Source organism: Pseudomonas sp. S34, from assembly GCF_009866745.1.
In the GTDB taxonomy this organism is placed as follows: Bacteria; Pseudomonadota; Gammaproteobacteria; order Pseudomonadales; family Pseudomonadaceae; genus Aquipseudomonas; species Aquipseudomonas jessenii.
Genome location: NZ_CP019398.1, coordinates 1,192,445 through 1,212,978 on the forward strand (window position 1 = coordinate 1,192,445; position 20,534 = coordinate 1,212,978).

Genomic DNA, 20,534 nt, shown 5'->3' on the forward strand with positions numbered 1-20,534 from the left:
GGGGCAAGCCCCCTCGCCACAGGTATCAGTCAAGCGACTACCACCTGCTTTGGACCAGTCAACCGCTTGTTGAACTCAAGCCAGGTTGCCAGCAACGCCATCAACCCGGCACCCACCAACGCCGTGAAGATCTGCATGGCAAAAGCATCGTCGGTCAACGCATTGACCATGTCCGCCAATGGCGCCAGCAGCACGCCCAGACAGAAAATCTCCAGCGAGAAACGGCCCATGCGGCAACTTTGCTGCGCGAGCCAGTTTTGTGTCCATCCGCTGTCGGGAATCAGTTTCGCCGTGACGTAGGCCAGTGCGAGAAAATGCAGCAGGCGCACGGGGGAAAGGTCGGTCTTGCTGATGGGGTACAGGATGTTTTGCAGGCTCGCCGGCACCACGGCATCGTGTAGGTCCGGCCAACGCCACAGCACGGTCAACACACCCGCGACCACGACATACAGCGCCGCACCGACAAACAACGGCTGGCGAACCAATGGGCGGGTCTGGGGCGGGCGCGGGCGCTGGCTGTGAATCGCAGCGGCACCGCCGAGTACGAACAGCAGCTGCCAGGCGACCGGGTTGAAATACCACACGCCGTCCTTGATGGCCGCCAGGTTCCAGCCAGCCAGCGGCACCATCAGGTACAGCGCCAATGACATCGAGACCACCACCCAGGCCTTGCGCACCAGCAGCGGCAGCACCAGGGGCAAGCCCGCCAACAGCACGATGTACAGCGGCAACGGGTCCATCAGGTTCGGCTTGAAGCGCAACAGCAGTTCATCGATCAGGGCCTGCTGCGGGTTGCTGATGAAGTGATGCATGCCCATTTCTTCCACCAGATCCCGTGTTTCCACGTGGCTGTTGGCGAAAAACACAATGCCCATCAGCATCGCCAGCAGGAAGATATGCACCACGTAAAGCACCCACGCCCGGCGCAGGATTTTTACGCAGGCGATCAGAAAACCTTCGCGCGCCAGGACTTTGCCGTACGCCAATACGGATGCGAAACCTGCCAGAAACACGAAGACCTCGGCTGCATCGCTGAAACCGAAGTTACGCAGGGTGATTTGCCCCAAAGGGTTGTGGGGCACGTGATCCCAAAAGATGAAGATCAGTGCCAGACCACGAAAAAAGTCGATCCGGTGATCGCGCGCTAAGGTCATGACAGCAGGCTCGTAACAGCGGGTAAAAATGGGATTGGCCGCTGGCGCAAAGGCCACGCGCCAATCGGCGGCGCGCAGGGTGGACTGATTCGCGGGCAATTGCAAAACCGGGATATTACCGGATGTCTCGGGCATTGCCCCAAGGCTCAACCGCTGGTCTGAAAGACCGCTTGACCTGCGATTTATGACAGTAAACAGGCTCAAATATCAATAAGTGCAACGTTCTTGAAACGGGAGCCTCACATGAGACTGTTGTGGAAAGGGTTGTCCAGTTACACGGTGATCGGGGTCGCCAACACCCTGATTCACTGGCAGATCTTTTTCCTGTTGAGCGTGGCAGCCGGCCTCAGTCAGGCGATCAGCAACCTGGCCGCCTTCTGCGTGGCCGCGTCATTTTCCTTCTACATGAACGCGCAATTTACCTTCGCCGCCAGTGCCACGGTCGCGGGTTATCTGCTGTTTCTTTTGGGCATGGGGGCACTGAGCCTGGGTATCGGCCATCTGGGTGACCTCTGGCGATTGCACGGCTTGCTCACGGTGGTCCTGTTTTCGGCGTTGAGCCTGGTGTTCGGTTTTCTATATTCCAAATACGTGGTGTTTCGCGGACGTGATCAATGAAAATCTCGCTCATTGTCCCGGTGTTCAACGAAGAGCAGTCCATCAACCTGTTTTATCGGGCGGTGCGAAGGGAGTTGAGATTAGGCGACACCGAAGTCGAGATCGTGTTCATCAACGACGGCAGTTCCGACAACACGGCCGAACAGGCTATGGCACTTGCCCAGGCGGATGATCAGGTCATGCTGATCAATTTCTCGCGCAACTTCGGCAAGGAACCGGCACTGTTTGCCGGCCTGGAGCATGCCAGCGGCGATGCCGTGATTCCCATGGATGTCGACCTGCAGGACCCGATCAACGTCATTCCGTTGTTGATCGAGCAATGGCAAAAGGGTGCCGACGTGGTACTCGCCAAGCGCCGCAGCCGGGCCGCCGACGGCTACCTCAGGCGCCACAGCGCGTCGATTTTCTACCATGTGCTCAATCGCATCGCCTACACCCGCATCGAGGAAAACGTCGGGGACTTCCGGCTGATGGATCGCAAGGTGGTCGATGTGATCCGTTCCTTGCCGGAGCACCAGTTATTCATGAAAGGCGTGCTGTCGTGGGCCGGGTTCAACACCGTGGTGGTGGAGTTCGAGCGGCCGGGAAGGGTGGTGGGGAGCAGCAAGTTCAATGTCTGGAAACTGTGGAACCTGGCCCTGGAAGGCGTGACCTCGTTCAGTACCGTGCCGCTGCGCTTGTGGACTTACGTCGGTGGCGGCATTTCGATTTTCGCGGTGCTCTATGCGGTGTACATGGTGCTGGACAAGATTTTCTTCGGCAACAGCGTTCCCGGTTATCCGTCGCTGATGACTGCGATCCTGTTTCTGGGCGGCGTGCAACTGATCGGCATCGGCATCCTCGGCGAGTACATCGGTCGCATCTATATCGAGGCCAAGCACCGGCCGCGTTATGTGATCAAGGACATCGTCGGCGGTAAAGACCGGGGCGGGCGTTAGAATGGGGCGGTTCAGCGACGTCTTCGTTCGCGAGCTCAGCCGGCATCAGGTCTGGCGGTTTTTTCTGGCCGCCACCCTGGTGTATGTCCTGCCGTTGATCCTCGCCGATTATCCCTACATCGATGACAACTGGCGCTCGCTGGCGGCGGGCATGGCCTGGGCCGAACAGGGCCGACTCTTCACCCAGTTTTTCTACAACGCGCTGACCTTCAGCCATGCCGCGCCGAACATCTTTCCCTTGCCCTTGTTGATCGCCACGCTGGTCATGGCGTCGGCGTTGACAAGCCTGACGTTCCATTACTTCCGTCAGCCCACCGCTGCTTGCTGCCTGGTGCTGTTGCCGCTCTGGTACAACCCGTTCTTCCTGCAGAACCTGTCTTATCAATACGACGGTCCCGCCACGACCCTGAGCCTGGTGGCGGTGATCTACGCGATCACCTTTCGCCACCCTTGGCGCGGCGTGCAGTGGCTGGTGCCGTCGTTCCTGATTGCCTTGGCGCTTGGGCTGTATCAAGTCAGCCTGAACGTGTTCCTGGGTCTGTGTTGCCTGGAGTTGCTCAGGGCCGCCAACGATAAAACCACCCCGGTACCATGGCGCGACCTGCTGGGCTGGAAAGCCGCTCAGGTCATCCTCGGCGGATTGATCTACAGCGTCAGTGCTTATCCGTTCATGGGCTCCAACCGCACATTGCTGCTCGATTGGACGGCGCATCCCTCATTGCAGATCCAGATCAACATTGGCCGGGTCCTGGAAAAAGTCGTGCTGCTGTTCCATGGCGGATGGCTCTGGGTGTCCGGCGGGTTGCTGTTGCTCGCGATAGCCGGGGCGGTGCGGTTGGGATTGAACGTAGCGGCGCGCCAGGACAGCGGGCCGAAGAAGCTGTTGATCGGCCTGATGTGTTTGCTGACTTTGCCCGTCGTGACGCTGCTGGTGTCCGGTGTCGCGTTGTTTTTCCGCGACTTCAACGAAGGTGCCCGCACCTTGATGGGCTTCGCCGTGCTGCTGGTATTGCTGTTTTACCTGGGGCATCTGGCGCTGGCGTCGATCCATGAGCGGTTGCCGCTGCTGTTGATGATTCCCCTGCTGGCCATGTTGTCGTTGTCGTTCGCTTATGGCCGGGTGCTGACGGTGCAGAAAACCTTTGCGTCCACGGCACTGGCCGGTCTTGCGTACGACATCGCCAGCCATCAGTCGCTGCGCGAGGCCAGACGGATCTACCTCTCGGTGAGTTATTCCGACTATTGGTTGGTGGCGGCGGCAGGCTCATTCAAACAGCTGCCGGTGCTGCACTACTTGCTCAATACCGACTTTTACATGCTGGCCGAAAATCTGCCGAAGGCGGGCATCACCAACGTGGTGGCGGAGCAGGAGCGGCGTAATGCAACGCGGGTCGGCTATCAGGGCTATCCGGCGTTGGTCGAAAGCCGGTTCTACCGGATTTACCTGATCGGCGATTACGGTTTTATCGTGATGAAGGAACCGGCCCCGAGCAAAACACTGCGCTGGTGACGCGCGATTCTGATCGGGGTGGCGAGGTTATGCCGCCGCTATTTCACTGGGCTCGAAACTATCGGCCCGGGCCATCTGCCACATCCGCGAGTAGAACTCGCCGTTCACTTCGCCGGTCAGCAACTCACCCGGTTTGAGGAACACGTGCAACTGCGAGAACAGCTTGATCTCGGTTGCCGACATACGTCGCACCAGATGCTTGGCGGACAACTGCGATGGATGTTCGAGGCCGGCGGCGGCGAGCATTTCCGCCAGGGCCTTGAGGGTGTTGCGGTGGAAGTTGAACACGCGTTGGGCTTTGTCCGGTACCACCAGCGCGCGCTGGCGCAGGGTGTCCTGGGTGGCGACGCCAGTCGGGCATTTGTTGGTGTGGCAGCTCTGCGACTGGATGCAGCCGATGGCGAACATGAAGCCGCGCGCCGAGTTGGCCCAGTCGGCGCCGATGGCCAGCACACTGGCGATGTCGAAGGCGCTGACGATCTTGCCGCTGGCGCCGAGTTTGATCTTGTCTCGCAGGTTCAGCCCAACGAGGGTGTTGTGCACGAACAACAGGCCCTCGCGCATCGGCACGCCGATGTGGTCGGTGAACTCCACGGGCGCGGCGCCAGTGCCGCCTTCCTTGCCGTCCACCACGATGAAGTCCGGGAGGATGCCGGTTTCCAGCATGGCCTTGGCGATGCCCATGAACTCCCACGGATGGCCAAGGCAGAACTTGAAGCCCACCGGTTTACCGCCGGACAACTCACGCAGTTGCGCGATGAAATGCATCATTTCGATCGGCGTGGAAAACGCGGTGTGGCGCGACGGTGACACGCAGTCCTCGCCCATCAGGATACCGCGGGTTTCGGCGATTTCTTTGGTGACCTTGTGTTTGGGCAGGATGCCGCCGTGGCCGGGCTTGGCGCCCTGGCTCATCTTGATTTCGATCATCCGTACCTGTGGCGTCCGGGCTTGCGCCGCGAAGCGTTCCGGGTCGAAGCGGCCGTCGCTGGTGCGGCAGCCGAAGTAACCGCTGCCCAGTTCCCAGGTCAGGTCGCCGCCGTTTTCCCGGTGATAGGGGCTGATGCTGCCTTCGCCGGTGTCATGGGCGAAATTGCCGAGCTTGGCACCCTGGTTCAAGGCACGGATGGCGTTGGCGCTGAGGGAGCCGAAACTCATGGCCGAGATGTTGAATACCGACGCCGAATACGGCTGGGTGCATTGCGGGCCGCCGACCGTCACCCGGAAACTGCTCGGGTCGCTCAAGGGCGCGGGGCGCATGGAGTGGCCGATGAATTCGAAACCCGACTGATACACATCAATCAGCGTGCCGAAGGGTTTGTCGGCGGTTTCATTCTTGGCCCGGGAGTAGACCAGCGAGCGCTGGGCCCGGGAGAAGGGCAGGGCGTCGCTGTCGGATTCGAGCAGGTACTGGCGGATTTCCGGGCGGATGCCTTCGACCAGGTAGCGGATATTGCCCAGGATCGGGTAGTTACGCCGCACTGCGTGCGGACTTTGCAGCAAGTCGAACAGGCCGATCAGGCTGAGGACGGCAGTGACAGCGGTAATTGGCCAGAGCCAGTCGTATTCAAGAAACGGCAGGCTGGCGAGGGTGAAGATCACGCAGACGGCAAAGAAGGCGTAGCGGCTCAGGAGTGACAGGCTCATACGGTTTCCTTGGGTTCGGACTCAATGAATTTGGCTATGCACAGATCAATGTGGGAGCGGGCTTGCTCGCGAAAGCGGTGTGTCAGCCAACATGAATGCTGAATGAAATACCGCTTTCGCGAGCAAGCCCGCTCCCACAGAGAAGCAGAGCGTTCCACAGGGCATTCAGGCATTTTGTGCCTGGAGAAAAATCGAAAACAGCTCGGACTGGGATTTGATCCCCAGCTTGCTGTACATATGTTTCTTGTGGACTTTCACGGTTTCGACCGAGATTTCCAGCTTGCGGGCGATTTCTTTACTGGAGCAACCGCTGAGCATCAATCGCCCGACATCCAGCTCCCGGGCCGTCAACTGCGCGCCTTTGAGTTGCTGCACCGAGGCTTCCAGTTGTACCCGCCAATCAGCTTGCGGCGGTGCGGGGGACAGGGCCACGACTTCGTTGATTTCATAGGGTAGACGCTGGCGCAACAGGCCGAGCACCCACGGCTGGATCAACGACAGCAAGGCGATCTGCTGGCCGCTGAAACGCTGGGTGCTGCCCAGGGACAGGCACAGCGTGCGGTCGCCTTCGAGCTGGCAATTGAACTGGATTTCGTCGGCCACCACATTCAGACGAAAGTAGCGCTGGTAATACTCAGTCAGCTCAAAGTGCTCCGGGGCCACTTCCGACAGGCGATACAGCCCGGTGCGCGATTGCTCGCGACAGGCGATGTAGAAGGGGTCGAGCAGGTACAGGCCGCGCAGGTAATCCTGGAACAACTGGTCAGGGCTGCCGTCTTCGCCGGGGCATTCGGCGAACACCTGGGGGCGCTGATCGGCACTGAAAAGCAGCGCCACCCAGCTGTCGAAGGGCACGTACTGGTCCAGCAGGCGTACAAGCTGGGTCCAGAAATTGGGCTTGTCCAGGGCGTCGATCAGTTGCCCCACCGAGCGGTGCCAGGCGATGTCGTCCAACGAGAGTGTCATGCATCTACCCCTATCGTATTACCTCGGCGGCGTAATTCCCCGCCCGGTTGCTTGCTGCGCATACTGGCGCACAGACACCGACCGGGCAATCTTTCTGCCGCCCGGCGCATAACAAGGAATACCCATGAAGGTCGAACTCGCCCAATTGGCCGGCCGTGACAACGACACGGCTTACAGATGGGTGTGGTGTAGCTGGCAGGGTTGACCGGTGGTTTCCGTTGGCAGCCAGCGAAGATGGATTTCCAGGAAGCGGTGCAAGCGAACAGCTTATGAGCTGGTCACACTGCAAAAAAGGCGAACATCCTCAAGGATGTTCGCCTTCTTTGTCTCAAGCATGAGTGGCTTGTTGTATTAGCCGGTTTTTTCCTCGTGTTTTTGCTTGTCACGGGGAAGGGCATTGATGCAGTAGTTGATGTAATAGAAGGTGAAAAGTCCGGTATAGACCAGATTCATGCGCAGTTCGAAGTTGTGTTCAGCCAAGGCATATGCCCTTAACACCCTTCGTACACGGAAACACCAGAGCAGGGTCAGCAGTAAATACAGTACGAACAGAACACCTATAAGGGCGAATGCATAGTAGTGAGGTACCGAGACTAGAGTTCCGATAGAACCAATGATGATCAGGTAGAAGGCAAATAAAGCCGGACTCATTGTCTTGATGTGAGTGACCTCCTCAAGTGCCGTGATGGTTTTGTACATCCAGACATTTGTATAGAGCCCGGCAGACAAGGTTCCCAGCAGAAGAAGAGGAAACGTCTTGGTGTTGATTTTTTCTTTCAGCGTTGAGATGTCAGACATGCGAGTCGTTCCAGTGGCGGCGCAGGGCGATTGACCGGTGAAGGTCGGCAGAGCACGCTACCAAAGGCGCTCGTGGGAAATTTCCGGGCTTTTTGGCGGAGAGTTCTGGATTCACTCTTGGCCGAGTTTTGAAGGCATGGGATTCTGTGCATCCCTCAACATGGACCTGTGGTCAGCGATGTCTTCTTCGATAAATGTTTCACTCAATCATTCCAGGGTCATCCGCATCGCCGCCGCCCTGTTGATCGGCCCGGACGGCCGCACGTTGCTGGTGCGCAAGCGCGGCACCACGGCGTTCATGCAGCCGGGTGGCAAGATCGAGCCCCATGAATTGCCGGTCCACGCCCTGGCCCGGGAGCTGGAAGAAGAGCTGGGTCTGGACATCGACCCGGCGCAGGCCGTTTACCTGGGTCACTTCTCGGCACCGGCCGCCAACGAACCGGGGTTTGTCGTACACGCCGAGCTCTTTCAACTGAATATTCATGGCGACGTCACCCCGGCGGCGGAGATCGAAGAGGTGCTCTGGATCGACCCGGCCACCGATGGCGATGTCAGCCTGGCGCCGTTGACACGGGACCTGATTCTGCCGTTTTATCGAGCATCGCTGACCGCGATCGCCTGATCATTACGCAAAGGACCTCGCCCATGATCCCGCTTCAAGACCTGCTGATTTTTGCTGCTGCCGCGTTGCTGATGGTAGTGACACCGGGGCCGAACATGATCTACCTGATCTCCCGTTCGATCTGCCAGGGGCGCAAGGCCGGGGTGATCTCGCTGCTTGGGGTGGTCGCCGGATTCTTCGTGCACCTGTTTGCCGCCGCCGCGGGTTTGACTGCAGTGTTCCTGGCGGTGCCGATGGCTTATGAGGTGTTGAAGTGGGCCGGTGCGCTGTACCTGTTGTGGCTGGCCTGGCAGGCGGTCAAACCCGGTGCGCGCTCGCCGTTCGAGGCACAGCAGTTGCCCCCGGATTCGTCGCGCAAGCTGATCACCATGGGCTTTCTGACCAGCGCCCTGAACCCGAAAATCGCGGTGTTCTATCTGTCGGTGTTTCCGCAGTTCATCACGCCGGAGCACGGTTCGGTGTTCACCCAGAGCATCATCCTCGGCCTGACCCAGATCAGCGTCAGTTTCTGCGTCAACCTGCTGATCGCCATGTTTGCCGCGGGCATCGCCTCGTGGTTCGTCAACAATCCGACCTGGCTGGCGATGCAGCGCTACTTCATGGGCTTTGTATTGTCGGGGCTGGCGCTGCGGCTGATGCTTGAGCAAAAACGGATGGCCTGAGGATGTGGATCGAACGACTTGATGCCAGCCATGCCCTGGACTACCGGGCGCTGATGCTCGAAGCCTACGACCTGCACCCGCAGGCCTTTACCTCGAGCGTGCGTGAGCGGGCGGCGATGCCGCTGAGTTGGTGGGAGTCGCGCCTGACCGGCAAGCTGGACGTGGTGCTCGGGGCGTTCGAAGAGGGCCGGTTGGCCGGCATTGTCGGCCTCGCGTTCGAGCCTCGGGAAAAGGCCCGGCACAAGGTGACACTGTTTGGCATGTACGTGACCGCCAAGGTCCGCCAGCGTGGGCTCGGCTATCAACTGGTTCAGGCGGCATTGGCCCAGGCGCAGAACCATGCGGGTTTGCGCCTGATCCAGTTGACCGTCACAGCCGGCAACGATGCCGCGTTCAACCTCTACCAGCGCTGCGGCTTCATCCAGTTTGGCCTGGAGCCGATGGCCGTGCGGGTGGGCGAGGATTACTTCGACAAGATTCACATGTGGCGCGAGATCTAACCATCACATAGATCCCCTGTAGGAGCGAGCTTTTGTGGCGAGGGGGCTTGCCCCCGTTGGAGTGCGAAGCGCTCCCCAGCATTTCTTCAGACACATTGCGCTTGCAGTTTTCGCGACTGCTTCGCAGCCGAACGGGGGCAAGCCCCCTCGCCACAAAGACCGCATCGTCTGATTGTTCTAGCGAACGGCGCTGACTCCATCCAGCGTTGAAAACGACGTGTCCTTGGCCGTCAGCAAGAAGTCGCGCATGTACGGCGCATCCAGCATGTCGGCGCGGATCGCCGCATACAGCGTGGCGAACAAGCCTTTCTCACCCAGCCGCTTGGCTTTCACATAGCCTCGCGAGCTGTATTCATGCAGTGCCCAATGGGGCATGCCGCACACGCCGCGACCGCTGGCCACCAGTTGCATCATCATCACTGTCAGTTCCGAGGTGCGGACCTGGGCCGGTTCGATGTCGGCGGGTTCGAGGAAGCGGGTGAAGATGTCCAGCCGGTCCCGTTCCACCGGGTAGGTGATCAAGGTTTCCGGGAGCAGGTCTTCGGGGACGATATAAGCCTTGCTGGCCAGGCGGTGCTGGTTGGCCACCGCGAGCATCGCTTCATAAGTGAACAGGGGTACATAGGTGATCCCGGCCAGGTCCACCGGATCGGAGGTCACCACCAGGTCCAGGTCGCCACGGGCCAGGGCTGGCAGCGGGGCGAAGGAAAACCCCGAGGCCAGGTCCAGTTCGACTTCCGGCCAGGCGTCGCGGAACTGGTCGATGGTCGGCATCAACCACTGGAAGCAACTGTGGCACTCGATCGCCATGTGCAGACGACCGGCGGTGCCACCGGCCAGGCGACTGATGTCGCGCTCGGCGGCGCGCAGCAGCGGCAGGGTAGCGTCGGCCAGTTGCAGCAGGCGCAAACCGGCGCTGGTGAAGCGCACCGGTTTGGTCTTGCGCACGAACAGCGGCATGCCCATGCGCTCCTCCAGCTCCTTGAACTGGTGGGACAGGGCTGACTGGGTCAAGTGCAGGCGATCGGCCGCATCCACCAGGCTGTCGGCTTCGCGCAAGGCGTGCAGGGTCTTGAGGTGACGGATTTCAAGCACCGGAGGCTCCATGAGGAAAACTTGTCGATAAATCGAAAAGGTTGAGTTTGTCTCATGTTGATGCCGCTGTCGACCACAAGCACGGCGGAGCACATGGCGTGCTCCGCCGTTGTTGCTTTACAGCGAGGAAAAGTGTTTGTTGCCCAGCGTTTTGCCGATGTCTCCGCGCCAGATCGCCTCGACCGTACCGCCACTGGCGGCCACGTCCTTCTGCCATTGCAGGCCCAGGTTGCGTTGTTCCGGCAGTTTCAGATGGCCTTTGACGAAGTCGCTGAACTGGGGCTTGGCCGAGGTGTAGTGGAAGTGTGCGTACCACAGGGGTTGCGCGGGTTCGCTACGCAGGTCGCGCACCTCGTACTCCTGGAGGAAATCCCTGCGTCCATCCGTGCGTTTGCCCAGATCGCGCAGGCCGCCCTCCTTGCGGATGTCCACCACGCGTTGTTCAAGCAGATAGTCCAGATAGCCCTCGGTGGGGGTTTTGCTGTTCAGGGTCTGCTCAATACGCAACGTGCGGCCGGCACGGGTCAAGTCATTCGCGCGATTGCGCAATTGCAGCGCGACCGTCTCCGTGGGCGACAGGCGTTCGATGGCCCGGGCTCGCATGTTCAGTTCCGCAGCTTCACTGATCATCATGTGTTCCAGATCGACCGGCAACATGTCCTGACGGGCGTAGCCTTCGACTTTGCTTTTGTAAACATCTACGGTGCCGAGCCTTTTTCTGGCCTCCACCAGCAATGGCGTGATATCGGTCACAAGTTCCGTTGGCGCTGCCGCCACGGGCTCACTGAGATGATATTTGCCGCTGGAGGAACGGGGTAGCCAGGTTTCCCTGAACCCATTTGCACCCTCGACGGTGAAGCGCTGTTGGCGGGTTGCGGTATCCGTGCTGGCGATGCCGATGAGCAACTGATTGTCTTCCGTCTCGAACAGCTGCTTTGACGCATTTCCCGCTTTTGCACTGTTGGATGGGCGTGTCTTGATGGCATGGCGAGCCGCCGCTTCGACTTCTGCCAGATTGTCGAGAAACGCCGTGACCTGCTCCAGATCCAGATGCTGCGGATAGCCCAGCACCCAGGCCCCGAGATTGCGACGAAATTCGGCGTAGGTCGCCAGGCAATCTTCGAGCACTTTGTTTCGCTGGGTAAACGTGGCCTGTACTTCAGGCAATTGATGTTGGGTCAGCAGCGCTCGTCCGACCTTGTTGCGGGCCTGTTTCAACTGTACGTGAAAGTAGACCCAGGACTGGTCGGAGACAGCGGTGTAGTGAGTGATGATCTCCAGCTCATTCGCCGTTTTCAGGTAGTAGTAATTGGCATCGCTGAATTTTTCGTTAAGCATGGCCATATCCGCGGCCATCTTTGATTTTTGCATGCGGTTGGTGATCCGCCCGTTCCATCGATTGGCTTCTGCAACCTGTGTATGAAGCCGGTCCAAGTCCTTGAGAAACTCGATTCGCAATTCCTTGCGTTGCGCCATCAGTTGAATGTGTGCGTCGGTATTGCTGAACGGCGTTGCCTCCGAACGGGCAATCATCTGATCGATGCGGTTGAGCTGTTCCACCAGGCGCTCCTTGACCAAACTGATTCGCCGCACCACTCGGTCGACGATGACCCAGGCGCAGCGGCTTTGAGCATCTTCGACCAGCATGCGTCTGCGGCCGTGGCTGATCAGCATCAGTTCTTCAAGGTTCAGGTACTGGGCCTGCGCCAGCTCGAGGTCGTTCACGCAAAGAATGTCGGCATTGGCTCGAAGCGGTTGGCGCTGCTCCCGGTCAAGGCTGAAGTAATGTTCCAGCACAGTGTTGGAACTGCGAGTCTGGGTCCCGAGTCGCCGGGTATAGGCGTCGGCGGTGTTGGTCAACGTCAACTGGCGTCGCAATGCCCGGTCCGTCCACCAGCGCGGCAGCCAACGGCGAATGGCGGCGGGCCAGAGCGGGTCGAGGCCGTCAGCCAGATGACCGAGCACCGCGCCGCCACCGGCACCGCCGCCTGCCGTCACGGTGCCGTACACCGCGTAATGGGTGTTCCAGTGGCCGCTTTCATCCAGGGCGATGGGTTGTTTGTAGGTTCGGCTGCTGGTAGCACTCAAGCGCCACTGCGGTGGGTTGTCGGTCAATTCGATGCGATAGATACGACCCTGGCGGACCATGAAGTCGCCGTCGGCGTGGCGATAAACGTTGCGATAAATCCCTTCGGTGCCCGGTTGCAGGCCGGCGAAGGAAATCTCGTGTTCGTACTCATAGCCCCTGAAGCGTTCGAGGGTGCGTCGGACCTGCTGCGGGGTCGAGACCTGCAAGGCGCCCGGTTGTCTGGTCAGGGCGCGCAATTGTCGCCCGCGAGTGGCGGCGCGCGCGGCGCTGGAAGCGGCGCCAGCAACGGGCAGCACATCCATGGCTGCGTCGATCAACGACAGCAACACGGCTTCCACCTCGGCCAGGCCATGGCCGACATCACCGCGCAGGAAGGCCGCCGCTGCCTGATTGGCGCTGTTCCAGGCGTCGTACAGGGCAATGGCGGTACCGATGAAAGGCACGACGCCCAGCGCCATTTTCAAGTAGTTGAACATGGCCCCGGAGCGCAGCGCGACGTGCTCCAGATACAAGGCATCGTTGGAGCGCGATGTCGACCGATGCGCCTCCAGCAAACGGCCCATATGCACATTGAGCAGATGCGCTGCCAGGGATGTGCTGGCCAGCCAGGCGGTGCCGACGCCGATCAGGGCATCAAAGTTTTTCACCCGGGCCTGGTTGATCCGGCTGACGTGCGAGGCAAATTCCCCGGTCAGGGCGCGACCGGCCAAATAGTTGACCATCGTGCTGTTCAGGCATTGGTTGAAGAGGAACGTCCGCGCCTGTTCAAGGCTGTCGAACTGACGCACAAACACCCCATCGGGGCAGTCAGGCCGATAGAGCAGGGTCAGGCCGCTGATCTGCTCGACGATAAAAGTCACCCCGGCCAGGGTGCTCGGCCCCTCGCCCGGCGTGTCCGTGCTGCCAACGGTCAGGTGCGCAGGCAACAACACGATGCGCTTGCCGTCGACCGCAAAGGCTTCACGACTGTTGGCGTCGATGGCGATCTGCAGCACGCGTTGGCCCGAGACGTCGATGTCCTTGGCCAGCACGGCGAATTCGCCGTGCAACTGGAGCATCAGCCGCCACGGTTCGCTCAGGCATTCACGACGAAATTCATTGCTGAAGGCCGAGGCGCCAGGGGCGCCAAGGAAGGTCTCGCGAATCAGCCTTTCGTATTTCCCGGCCAGATCCAGCTCGGTGACCATGTTGCGCAAATAGTCCTGGGTGATGCCGGTTTTCAGCTTCTGCCGTTGCCCCTCGTCGGCGCCGCTGATCTCGACCTGCATCAGCGACACCCGATACCACATCGACTGATCGATATTGCCTTGCGCCAGTTCGGCGAGGGACAACAGGCTGCGCTGCTGGCTGCCAGTCAGTACATTCTTTTGCGGTGTTCCCGGCGCAGCGCCCTCGATAAGCACCTTGCGCCACGTGGTGGTGTCGGGGATGTCCAGCAACACCTCAACGTTTTGCGTCAGGGCGAAGTCTTTGCGCAGGCGGGCGTCGATAGCCTTTTTGCTGAATGACTCGCGCAGTGGCAGTTCCCGTTCAAGCAGTCGATGGGAGCGCTTCATCGCCGCGATGTAGGCGGTGAACAACGCCTTGAGCCGATCGCGTTCGACCGCGGACAGTGCGCTGAGGGACGACGGCAAGTGTGTTGCCAGCGTGGCGCCGCGGTTTTGCTCGACGATGTGTGCGAAGGCCAGCTCCCGCGCGGAGACAGTGGGGACGGTCAGGCGGGCGAGCGTCTGTTCACGCAGTTTTTCCAGTTCCGCCGCCCGCTGGCCGGCATGGGAGGGCACGGGGTTGGCGGTCATCAGCCGCGTCGCATGCTGTTCACAACTGTGAAGCTGGGTTTGCAGGGTGTACTCGATCGGGTTGCCGGCCAACGGCAAAAGTTGCAGCGCTTGCGTGTCGTCGTTGGCCGGCTGCCTGAACATCTTCTGCTCCAGTGCCTGGCGGGAGGCGAACCGTTGCAGGCCGCCGAAATGTCCGGGCCAGTAGAGCAACACGCTGTCGCTGGCAGACGGCAGCAATGCCGATGGCCGGGCAAACAGCAGTACACCGTCGAGCTCCTGGGTGTGCGTGCGGAGGGTGTCGTCTTCGCTGTCAGTCGCGGTCAACACCAGTCGGGCGACCACCACATCGGCCGGTCGAGGTTTTTCGGGTGCGTCGAGCACGGCCGTCAGCCACTGATATTCATCGCTGCTGATCTGATTCAGGCTCAATTGCAGGTCGGCTTCGGCACGCAGGCCACTCAGGCGCGCCTGGTACAGGGCCTTGTAATGTGTGCCCGACGAGTGGCGTAGTTCCAGCAGTTGCGGTGCATCGTCGGCGCTTAACAGGGCACTTGCGGCCTCACTGCTGGCCTGTTCGGCGGCGCGCAGGGCGTCGAATTGCTGTTGCAGCCTCTGCATGCGCGGGTCGTCGGTGGTGCCTGCAAAGTCCGGCCCCAGAAAGTTTTGCAGTGCCGTTTGCTGTTGCACTAAAGCGCTGTGACGCAGACTGAAGGGAACGTCGGGGCTCAGTTGCCCGAACGGGGCGATGTCGTTGCTTGTATCCGGCAGGGGCAGGTCGGTGGGCGAGGCAAAAACACGGTCGTTGCGTTGCCGCTCGGCAGGGGCTGTGGCCAGTCCCGCCAAAAGGGACTCGGCACTTTTCGTCAGCTGCGGGGTGTCCAATACGGTGTAATCGACCGTGACGTGGCTGGCCTCGGGTTCAGGTTGCTGCTGGAACAACCAGCGTTCCAGACTGTTGCGATTTTCAAAGGTCATCCAGGGCGCTGGTCGAGACGGCAGATACAGCAACTGGGTGACCGGTTGGTCGGTGTTGCGGGTAATGACCAGGGCGCCCGGCAGTTCGTCAGTCAGACCGCTGTTGCCCCTGAGCGACAGGGTCTCGACGTAAACCAGAATCTCGGGGGAGGTTGTCTGCGCTGCCGGGTTGACGAGATCCAGCAGCACATTGAACTGTTCGGCATTCAAGGTGCCCTGGGCAAATGCCAATTGGCACGACGCTTCGAAATGCTGGCGATACAAGCGGATGGCCTGTGCCTTGCGTGAAACGTCGGTACCGCGTGCGCGTGCCTGCCACCAGTTCGTGGTCAAGGGAACTTGCGGGTTCTGCGCCATGAGGGCCAGCCATTGATCGCAGCAGTCGTTCCAGCGCGCCGAGGCGCTCAGGTACAGGTTTTCATCCGTGTCTCGGGCCAATGAGGAGACGTGGCCGAAGTCGGCCAGCGGTGCGGTAGGTGATTCGTGCATGAAGAAGGACTCCGATGGGTGAAAAAATCGGGGCCATTAAAGTTCGTTCGAGAAGAGGCATGGTGGTACATAGTTATCGCGTGCCGCTGTCTGGTCTGACGACCGTCCGGCACTCTTCATCAAACTGTCACGTAACTGTGGCAGTGCGCTTGAACAAACTTCATCAGACTCGCGCTCTACTGGGGTTCTGCGTTTTGGTGTTTCTTCATGCGTGTTTTCTTATCAAGATTTGTTTTTTTGGCCGCCTTTTTATTCGGCCTGCCGTCCCTGGCGGCTTCGCGTTGTGATGTCAATGTTCCGACCGAACGGGTGGATCTGGCCCAGGTAAGCCTGGCGTACCAGAGCATTGGCCGTGCGTCGGATCCGGCATTGCTGCTGGTGATGGGGCTGGGCGGGCAATTGATTCACTGGCCGGACGAGGTGGTTGTCGCCCTGTGCCAGCAGGGGTTCCGGGTGATCCGCTATGACAATCGCGATGTCGGCCTGTCGACCTGGCGGCAAGCACCGGCCGACGCCAACCTGACCTTCGAAGTGCTGCGCTACAAACTCGGATTGCCGGTGTCGTCACCGTACTCGCTGACCGACATGGCCGACGATGGCCTGGGCTTGATGGACGCCTTGCACATCGATCAATTCCACGTGTTGGGCGCCAGCATGGGCGGCATGATTGCCCAGCACATGGCTGCCATGGCTCCGCAACGGGTCGAGAGTCTGACCCTGATCATGACCACCTCCGGTGCCGAAGGCTTGCCGGCACCGAGTGCGGCGCTGGTGCAGTTACTGGCGAGACGCGGCGCACCGAACCGCGAAGTGGCCCTGGAGCAACAGGCCGACTTGCTGGCGGCGCTGGGCAGCCCGATAGTGACCGACGATCGCCAGGCGTTGCTGCATCAGGCGGCGCAGTCCTATGACCGGGCGTTCAATCCCGAGGGCGTGAAACGCCAGATCATGGCCATTCTCGCCGAGCCGAGCCGGGTGACCCTGCTCAATCAGTTGCGGGTGCCGGCGCTGGTGGTGCATGGCACCGCCGACCCGCTGTTGCCGGTGATGCACGGAGTGCATCTGGCGGCGCATCTGCGCGGCAGTCAGTTGATCTTGATTCCGGGCCTGGCCCATCGTTTCCAGGAGGCGTTCAAGGCGCCGTTGCTGGCGGCGGTGTTGCCGTACTTGCGCGAGCACCGAGAAGACACTTCACATTGGGCGCAAATCGAGCCTGTGGTCGATCACAACCTCCTGTAACCCCCCCGATCCTATGTGGGAGCGGGCTTGCTCGCGAAAGCGGTGTGTCAGTCAACTTAAATGCCAACTGATATGCCCTCTTCGCGAGCAAGCCCGCTCCCACAGGGGAATGCATTCAGCTGTGAAAGCGTAACCACGCCAGTTTCGGGCGGCAGGTCTCGCTTAATGGCTCAGGCCGTACTTTTTCACTTTGTCGAACAGAGTGGTCTTGGCCATGCCCAGTTCCTGGCTGGCCTGGGTCAGGTTGCCGCCGCTGCGTTGCAAGGCGTCGCTGAGCAGATTGCGCTCGAACGCTTCCACTGCTTCGGCAAAGGCCAGGCCCTGATTGCCGCCACCGGCACCGGTTTTCTTGAACGCCGGCAGGCCCAGGGCAAAGCGCTCGGCAACGTTGCGCAGTTCACGCACGTTACCCGGCCAGTCGTGGCTCATCAGGTTCGAAACGGTCTGGTTGTCCAGCTCCGGCACCGTGCGGTCGAAGCGTAGGGACGACTGCTGCAAAAAGTGTTCGAACAGTTGCAGGATGTCTTCGCGGCGCTCGCGCAGCGGCGGCAGTTCCAGGGTCACCACGTTGAGGCGGTAATACAGGTCGCTGCGGAACTCGCCGGCCTTGCTCGACTCGACGAGGTCGGATTTGGTCGCAGCGATGACGCGGCAATCCACCGCAACGCTCTGGTTAGAACCGAGGCGTTCGAGGGTGCGCTCCTGTAATACCCGCAGCAGTTTGATCTGCAAGGGCAGGGGCATGCTTTCCACTTCGTCGAGGAACAGCGTGCCGCCGTCGGCGTGTTCGATCTTGCCGATCCGCCGTTTGCCCGCGCCGGTAAAGGCGTTGGCCTCGTGGCCGAAAATTTCGCTTTCGAACAGGTTTTCCGGCAGGCCGCCGCAGTTCAGTGCGACGAACTGTTTGGTGTGGCGCCGACTGAAATCATGCAGGCAACGAGCGACCAGTTCTTTGCCAGTGCCGGTTTCACCCTCGATCAGCACGTTGGCCGAGGTGTCGGCGACGTTGGCGATCAGTTCGCGCAAGTTCTGCATGGCTGGCGAACGGCCGATGATCCGCCCTTCGAGGGAATCGCGCTCGGCCAGTTGCCGACGTAACGAGGAGACTTCCCGCGCCAGGCTGCGTTGCTCCAGTGCGCGGCGGGCCACGTCCACCAGACGCTCCGGGGAAAACGGCTTTTCCATGAAGTCGTAGGCGCCTTTCTGCATCGCGCCGACGGCCATGGAGATGTCGCCGTGCCCGGTGATCAGCACCACCGGCAGGCTGCGGTCGCGCTCCTTGAGTCGTGTCAGCAGTTCCAGGCCATCGATGCCCGGCAGGCGAATGTCGCTGACGACGATGCCGGCGAAGTTGTCGCCGACCCGCTCCAGGGCCTCTTCGGCGCTGCCCACGCCAATGCAGGGAATGTCTTCCAGGGTCAGCGCCTGTTGGCAGCCGAGCAGCACATGGGGGTCGTCTTCGACGATCAATACACTAAGGTCGTTGTTCATATTGGCTCGGCGAGAGTGGGGCTTACCAACGGTAAACTGAGGACGAATGCAGTACCACCGCTGGCCGGGTGCTCGACACCCAGGTGGCCGCCGGTGGCGGCGGCGAGGCTGGCGGAAAGGGTCAGGCCCAGGCCCAGGCCCTGTTCGCCGGGTTTGGTGGTGAAAAACGGTTCGAACAGGTGCTTGCGCGCTTCGGCGTCGATGCCGTGGCCGTTGTCACGCACCCGCAGGCGGTATTTGCCATCGAACGCTTCGCCTTCGAGCCACAGCTCGGGTTGCGGCTGCGCTTGCATGGCGTCGAGGGCGTTGCCGATCAGGTTGACCAGAATCTGCTCCAGGCGGGTCTGGTCGATCTGCACCTGCACATCGGTGAAGTCGCGGTGTAACTGCAGCTGAATATTTTCCACGCGGGCGCCTAGCAATTGCAGGGCCGCGTCCACCGCTTTGCCGAGGCAGGCCTGGCCTTTGTCGTCTCCGCGCCGGGCGAACGAGCGCAGGCTCGCGGTGATCCGGCCCATGCGGTCGATCAATTCGTTGATAGTCTTGAGGTTGGTGCTGGCTACGTCGAGCTGGCCGCGTTCGAGGAAGCGTACGGTATTACCGGACAAGGTGCGCAGCGCCGCCAGCGGCTGGTTCAGTTCGTGGGCGATGCTGGTGGACATCTGGCCGATAGCCGCGAGTTTTCCGGCCTGTACCAGTTCATCCTGGGCGCGGCGCAAAGTCTCTTCGGCGAGCCGGCGTTCGCGGATCTGGCCCTTGAGCCGTTCGTTGCTGGCGCGCAGGTCGGTGGTGCGTTCGGTAATCCGACGCTCCAGCTGATTGTTGGCTTCCTGCAAGGCTTCCCGGGCTGCGAGGCGGGTGGCGATCACCTTGCGCCGCTCGTTCCAGGCGATCAAAAGGAACGCCAGGAGGGCAAACGCCACGGCCACCAGGATCCCTTGGTTGATCGCTTCGCGGCGCAAGTCCTGGAGTGGCGTGAGCAGGGTGAAATTCCACGGCGTATCGCTCAAGGGCCGGGTTTGCGCCAGATAGCTGATGTTTTCATCGTCGGACACCAGCTCGCTGTTGGCCGGGAACGTGAGTTTTTCGACGCCTTCGGACAGGGTTTCCCGGGCCAGCGGCTGCAGTTCGTTGAGCGGGAACCAGTAGTACTGCAGGCTGCGGGCGAGTTTTTCCTTGGTTTCTTCGCTCAGCGGCACCACCGATTTCAAGCGCCGTGCCGGATCGCTGGAAAGAATGATGATGCCGTTTTCGTCGCTGACGAAGGCTTCCAGGCGAGCCCGTTGCCAGCGTTCTTCCATGGCTTCCAGGCGGACCTTGACCACGGCGACGCCGATGATCTTGCCGTGTTCTTCCAGGCCATGGGCCAGGTAGTAACCGGGTTCGCCGTTGGTGCTGCCGATGCCATAGAAACGCCCCGGCTGACCGCGCACGGCGTTCTGGAAATAGGCGCGAAAGGACAGGTCTTCACCCAGGTAACTGTCGACATCGCGCCAGTTGCTGGTGGCCATGACGCGACCGGTGGTGTCCATCACGTAGATGGCCCGACTGCGGCTGCGCCGGTTCAGGCCTTCGAGGTAATCGTTGACCGTCTGTCGGTGTTCCGGGTTCGGGTCGGCCAGCAACTGCGAAACGCTGGTTTCGAGTTCCAGCAGGCTGGGCAGGTAGGTGTATTTGCTGATTTCGCTTTCGACGGCGCGCGCGTGCAGTTCCAGCTGGCGCTGGCCGTTTTCGCTGAGGCTGCGGATGCCGTAGTGCTCACTGATCCAGAAGCCGATATAGCCCAGGCCGATCATCATGGCGATGATCAGCGGCGGCAGGAACAAATGACGAACCAGACGGGGTTTCACGGCGAGTGATGGCGACGTGGCGCGATAAAGAGTGGGGTCGCATTTCATCACAGATGCCTTGGGTCAACCACAACGCAAATCTCAAGATCACCACTGAACCAGTGTGGGAG

General features: G+C 60.7%; 15 protein-coding genes. 7 read left to right on the top strand and 8 right to left on the bottom strand.

Annotated elements, in window-relative coordinates; translation table 11 throughout:
- Positions 1-29 precede the first annotated feature (29 nt).
- Positions 30-1,154 (bottom strand): OpgC domain-containing protein, encoded by a 1,125-nt coding sequence (locus PspS34_RS05115; RefSeq protein WP_150815098.1) that lies wholly within the window; start codon positions 1,152-1,154, stop codon positions 30-32.
- 243 nt (positions 1,155-1,397) lie between these two features.
- Between PspS34_RS05115 and PspS34_RS05120 the strand changes: the two genes are divergently transcribed.
- From PspS34_RS05120 to PspS34_RS05130, 3 genes are read left to right on the top strand one after another with little or no spacing between them, the layout of a single operon-like run.
- Positions 1,398-1,772 (top strand): GtrA family protein, encoded by a 375-nt coding sequence (locus PspS34_RS05120; protein WP_057716240.1) that lies wholly within the window; start codon positions 1,398-1,400, stop codon positions 1,770-1,772.
- Complete coding sequence (locus PspS34_RS05125) at positions 1,769-2,710, top strand: glycosyltransferase family 2 protein (protein WP_150815097.1); 942 nt, start codon at positions 1,769-1,771, stop codon at positions 2,708-2,710. Before PspS34_RS05120 ends, PspS34_RS05125 begins: the two co-directional genes overlap by 4 nt.
- A gap of 1 nt (position 2,711) precedes the next feature.
- On the top strand, positions 2,712-4,220 hold the full coding sequence (locus PspS34_RS05130; RefSeq protein WP_154861730.1) for a glucosyltransferase domain-containing protein: 1,509 nt from the start codon (positions 2,712-2,714) through the stop codon (positions 4,218-4,220).
- A 27-nt stretch (positions 4,221-4,247) separates the two neighbouring features.
- On the opposite strand, the gene PspS34_RS05135 is transcribed toward PspS34_RS05130, so the two are convergent.
- From PspS34_RS05135 to PspS34_RS05145, 3 genes are all read right to left on the bottom strand, one after another.
- A complete protein-coding gene (locus PspS34_RS05135) occupies positions 4,248-5,867 on the bottom strand; it encodes an FMN-binding glutamate synthase family protein (RefSeq protein ID WP_090453300.1) in 1,620 nt (539 codons plus the stop codon).
- 165 nt (positions 5,868-6,032) lie between these two features.
- The gene (locus tag PspS34_RS05140) at positions 6,033-6,833 is read right to left on the bottom strand and encodes a LuxR C-terminal-related transcriptional regulator (RefSeq protein WP_090453302.1); all 801 of its coding nucleotides are present in this window, start codon (positions 6,831-6,833) and stop codon (positions 6,033-6,035) included.
- A gap of 351 nt (positions 6,834-7,184) precedes the next feature.
- Positions 7,185-7,631, bottom strand: a complete 447-nt coding sequence (locus PspS34_RS05145) for a hypothetical protein (RefSeq protein ID WP_150815094.1) — start codon at positions 7,629-7,631, stop codon at positions 7,185-7,187.
- Positions 7,632-7,809: 178 nt separating this feature from the next.
- Between PspS34_RS05145 and PspS34_RS05150 the strand changes: the two genes are divergently transcribed.
- The 3 genes from PspS34_RS05150 to PspS34_RS05160 are packed head-to-tail and all read left to right on the top strand — an operon-like array spanning position 7,810 to position 9,415.
- A complete protein-coding gene (locus tag PspS34_RS05150) occupies positions 7,810-8,253 on the top strand; it encodes an NUDIX domain-containing protein (protein ID WP_150815093.1) in 444 nt (147 codons plus the stop codon).
- Positions 8,254-8,276: 23 nt separating this feature from the next.
- Positions 8,277-8,915, top strand: a complete 639-nt coding sequence (locus PspS34_RS05155; protein WP_057716232.1) for a LysE family translocator — start codon at positions 8,277-8,279, stop codon at positions 8,913-8,915.
- A gap of 2 nt (positions 8,916-8,917) precedes the next feature.
- Entirely contained in the window at positions 8,918-9,415 is a 498-nt protein-coding gene (locus PspS34_RS05160; protein WP_150815092.1) for a GNAT family N-acetyltransferase, read from the top strand.
- A gap of 177 nt (positions 9,416-9,592) precedes the next feature.
- Here the strand turns inward: PspS34_RS05160 and metR are convergent, their stop codons facing one another.
- Both metR and PspS34_RS05170 read right to left on the bottom strand, forming a co-directional pair.
- On the bottom strand, positions 9,593-10,510 hold the full coding sequence (gene metR / locus PspS34_RS05165) for a transcriptional regulator MetR (RefSeq protein WP_007985733.1): 918 nt from the start codon (positions 10,508-10,510) through the stop codon (positions 9,593-9,595).
- Between the two features lie 117 nt (positions 10,511-10,627).
- Positions 10,628-15,844 carry a DUF6543 domain-containing protein gene (locus PspS34_RS05170; RefSeq protein WP_154861838.1) on the bottom strand — a complete coding sequence of 1,739 codons (5,217 nt, stop codon included), beginning with the start codon at positions 15,842-15,844 and terminating at the stop codon, positions 10,628-10,630.
- 207 nt (positions 15,845-16,051) lie between these two features.
- Between PspS34_RS05170 and PspS34_RS05175 the strand changes: the two genes are divergently transcribed.
- Complete coding sequence (locus PspS34_RS05175; RefSeq protein WP_154861837.1) at positions 16,052-17,083, top strand: alpha/beta hydrolase; 1,032 nt, start codon at positions 16,052-16,054, stop codon at positions 17,081-17,083.
- A 162-nt stretch (positions 17,084-17,245) separates the two neighbouring features.
- Here PspS34_RS05175 and PspS34_RS05180 read toward each other — a convergent pair whose 3' ends face one another.
- Positions 17,246-18,574, bottom strand: a complete 1,329-nt coding sequence (locus PspS34_RS05180; RefSeq protein ID WP_150815089.1) for a sigma-54 dependent transcriptional regulator — start codon at positions 18,572-18,574, stop codon at positions 17,246-17,248.
- Positions 18,571-20,472 (bottom strand): sensor histidine kinase, encoded by a 1,902-nt coding sequence (locus tag PspS34_RS05185; RefSeq protein ID WP_159389526.1) that lies wholly within the window; start codon positions 20,470-20,472, stop codon positions 18,571-18,573. Before PspS34_RS05185 ends, PspS34_RS05180 begins: the two co-directional genes overlap by 4 nt.
- Between the last annotated feature and the right edge of the window lie 62 nt (positions 20,473-20,534).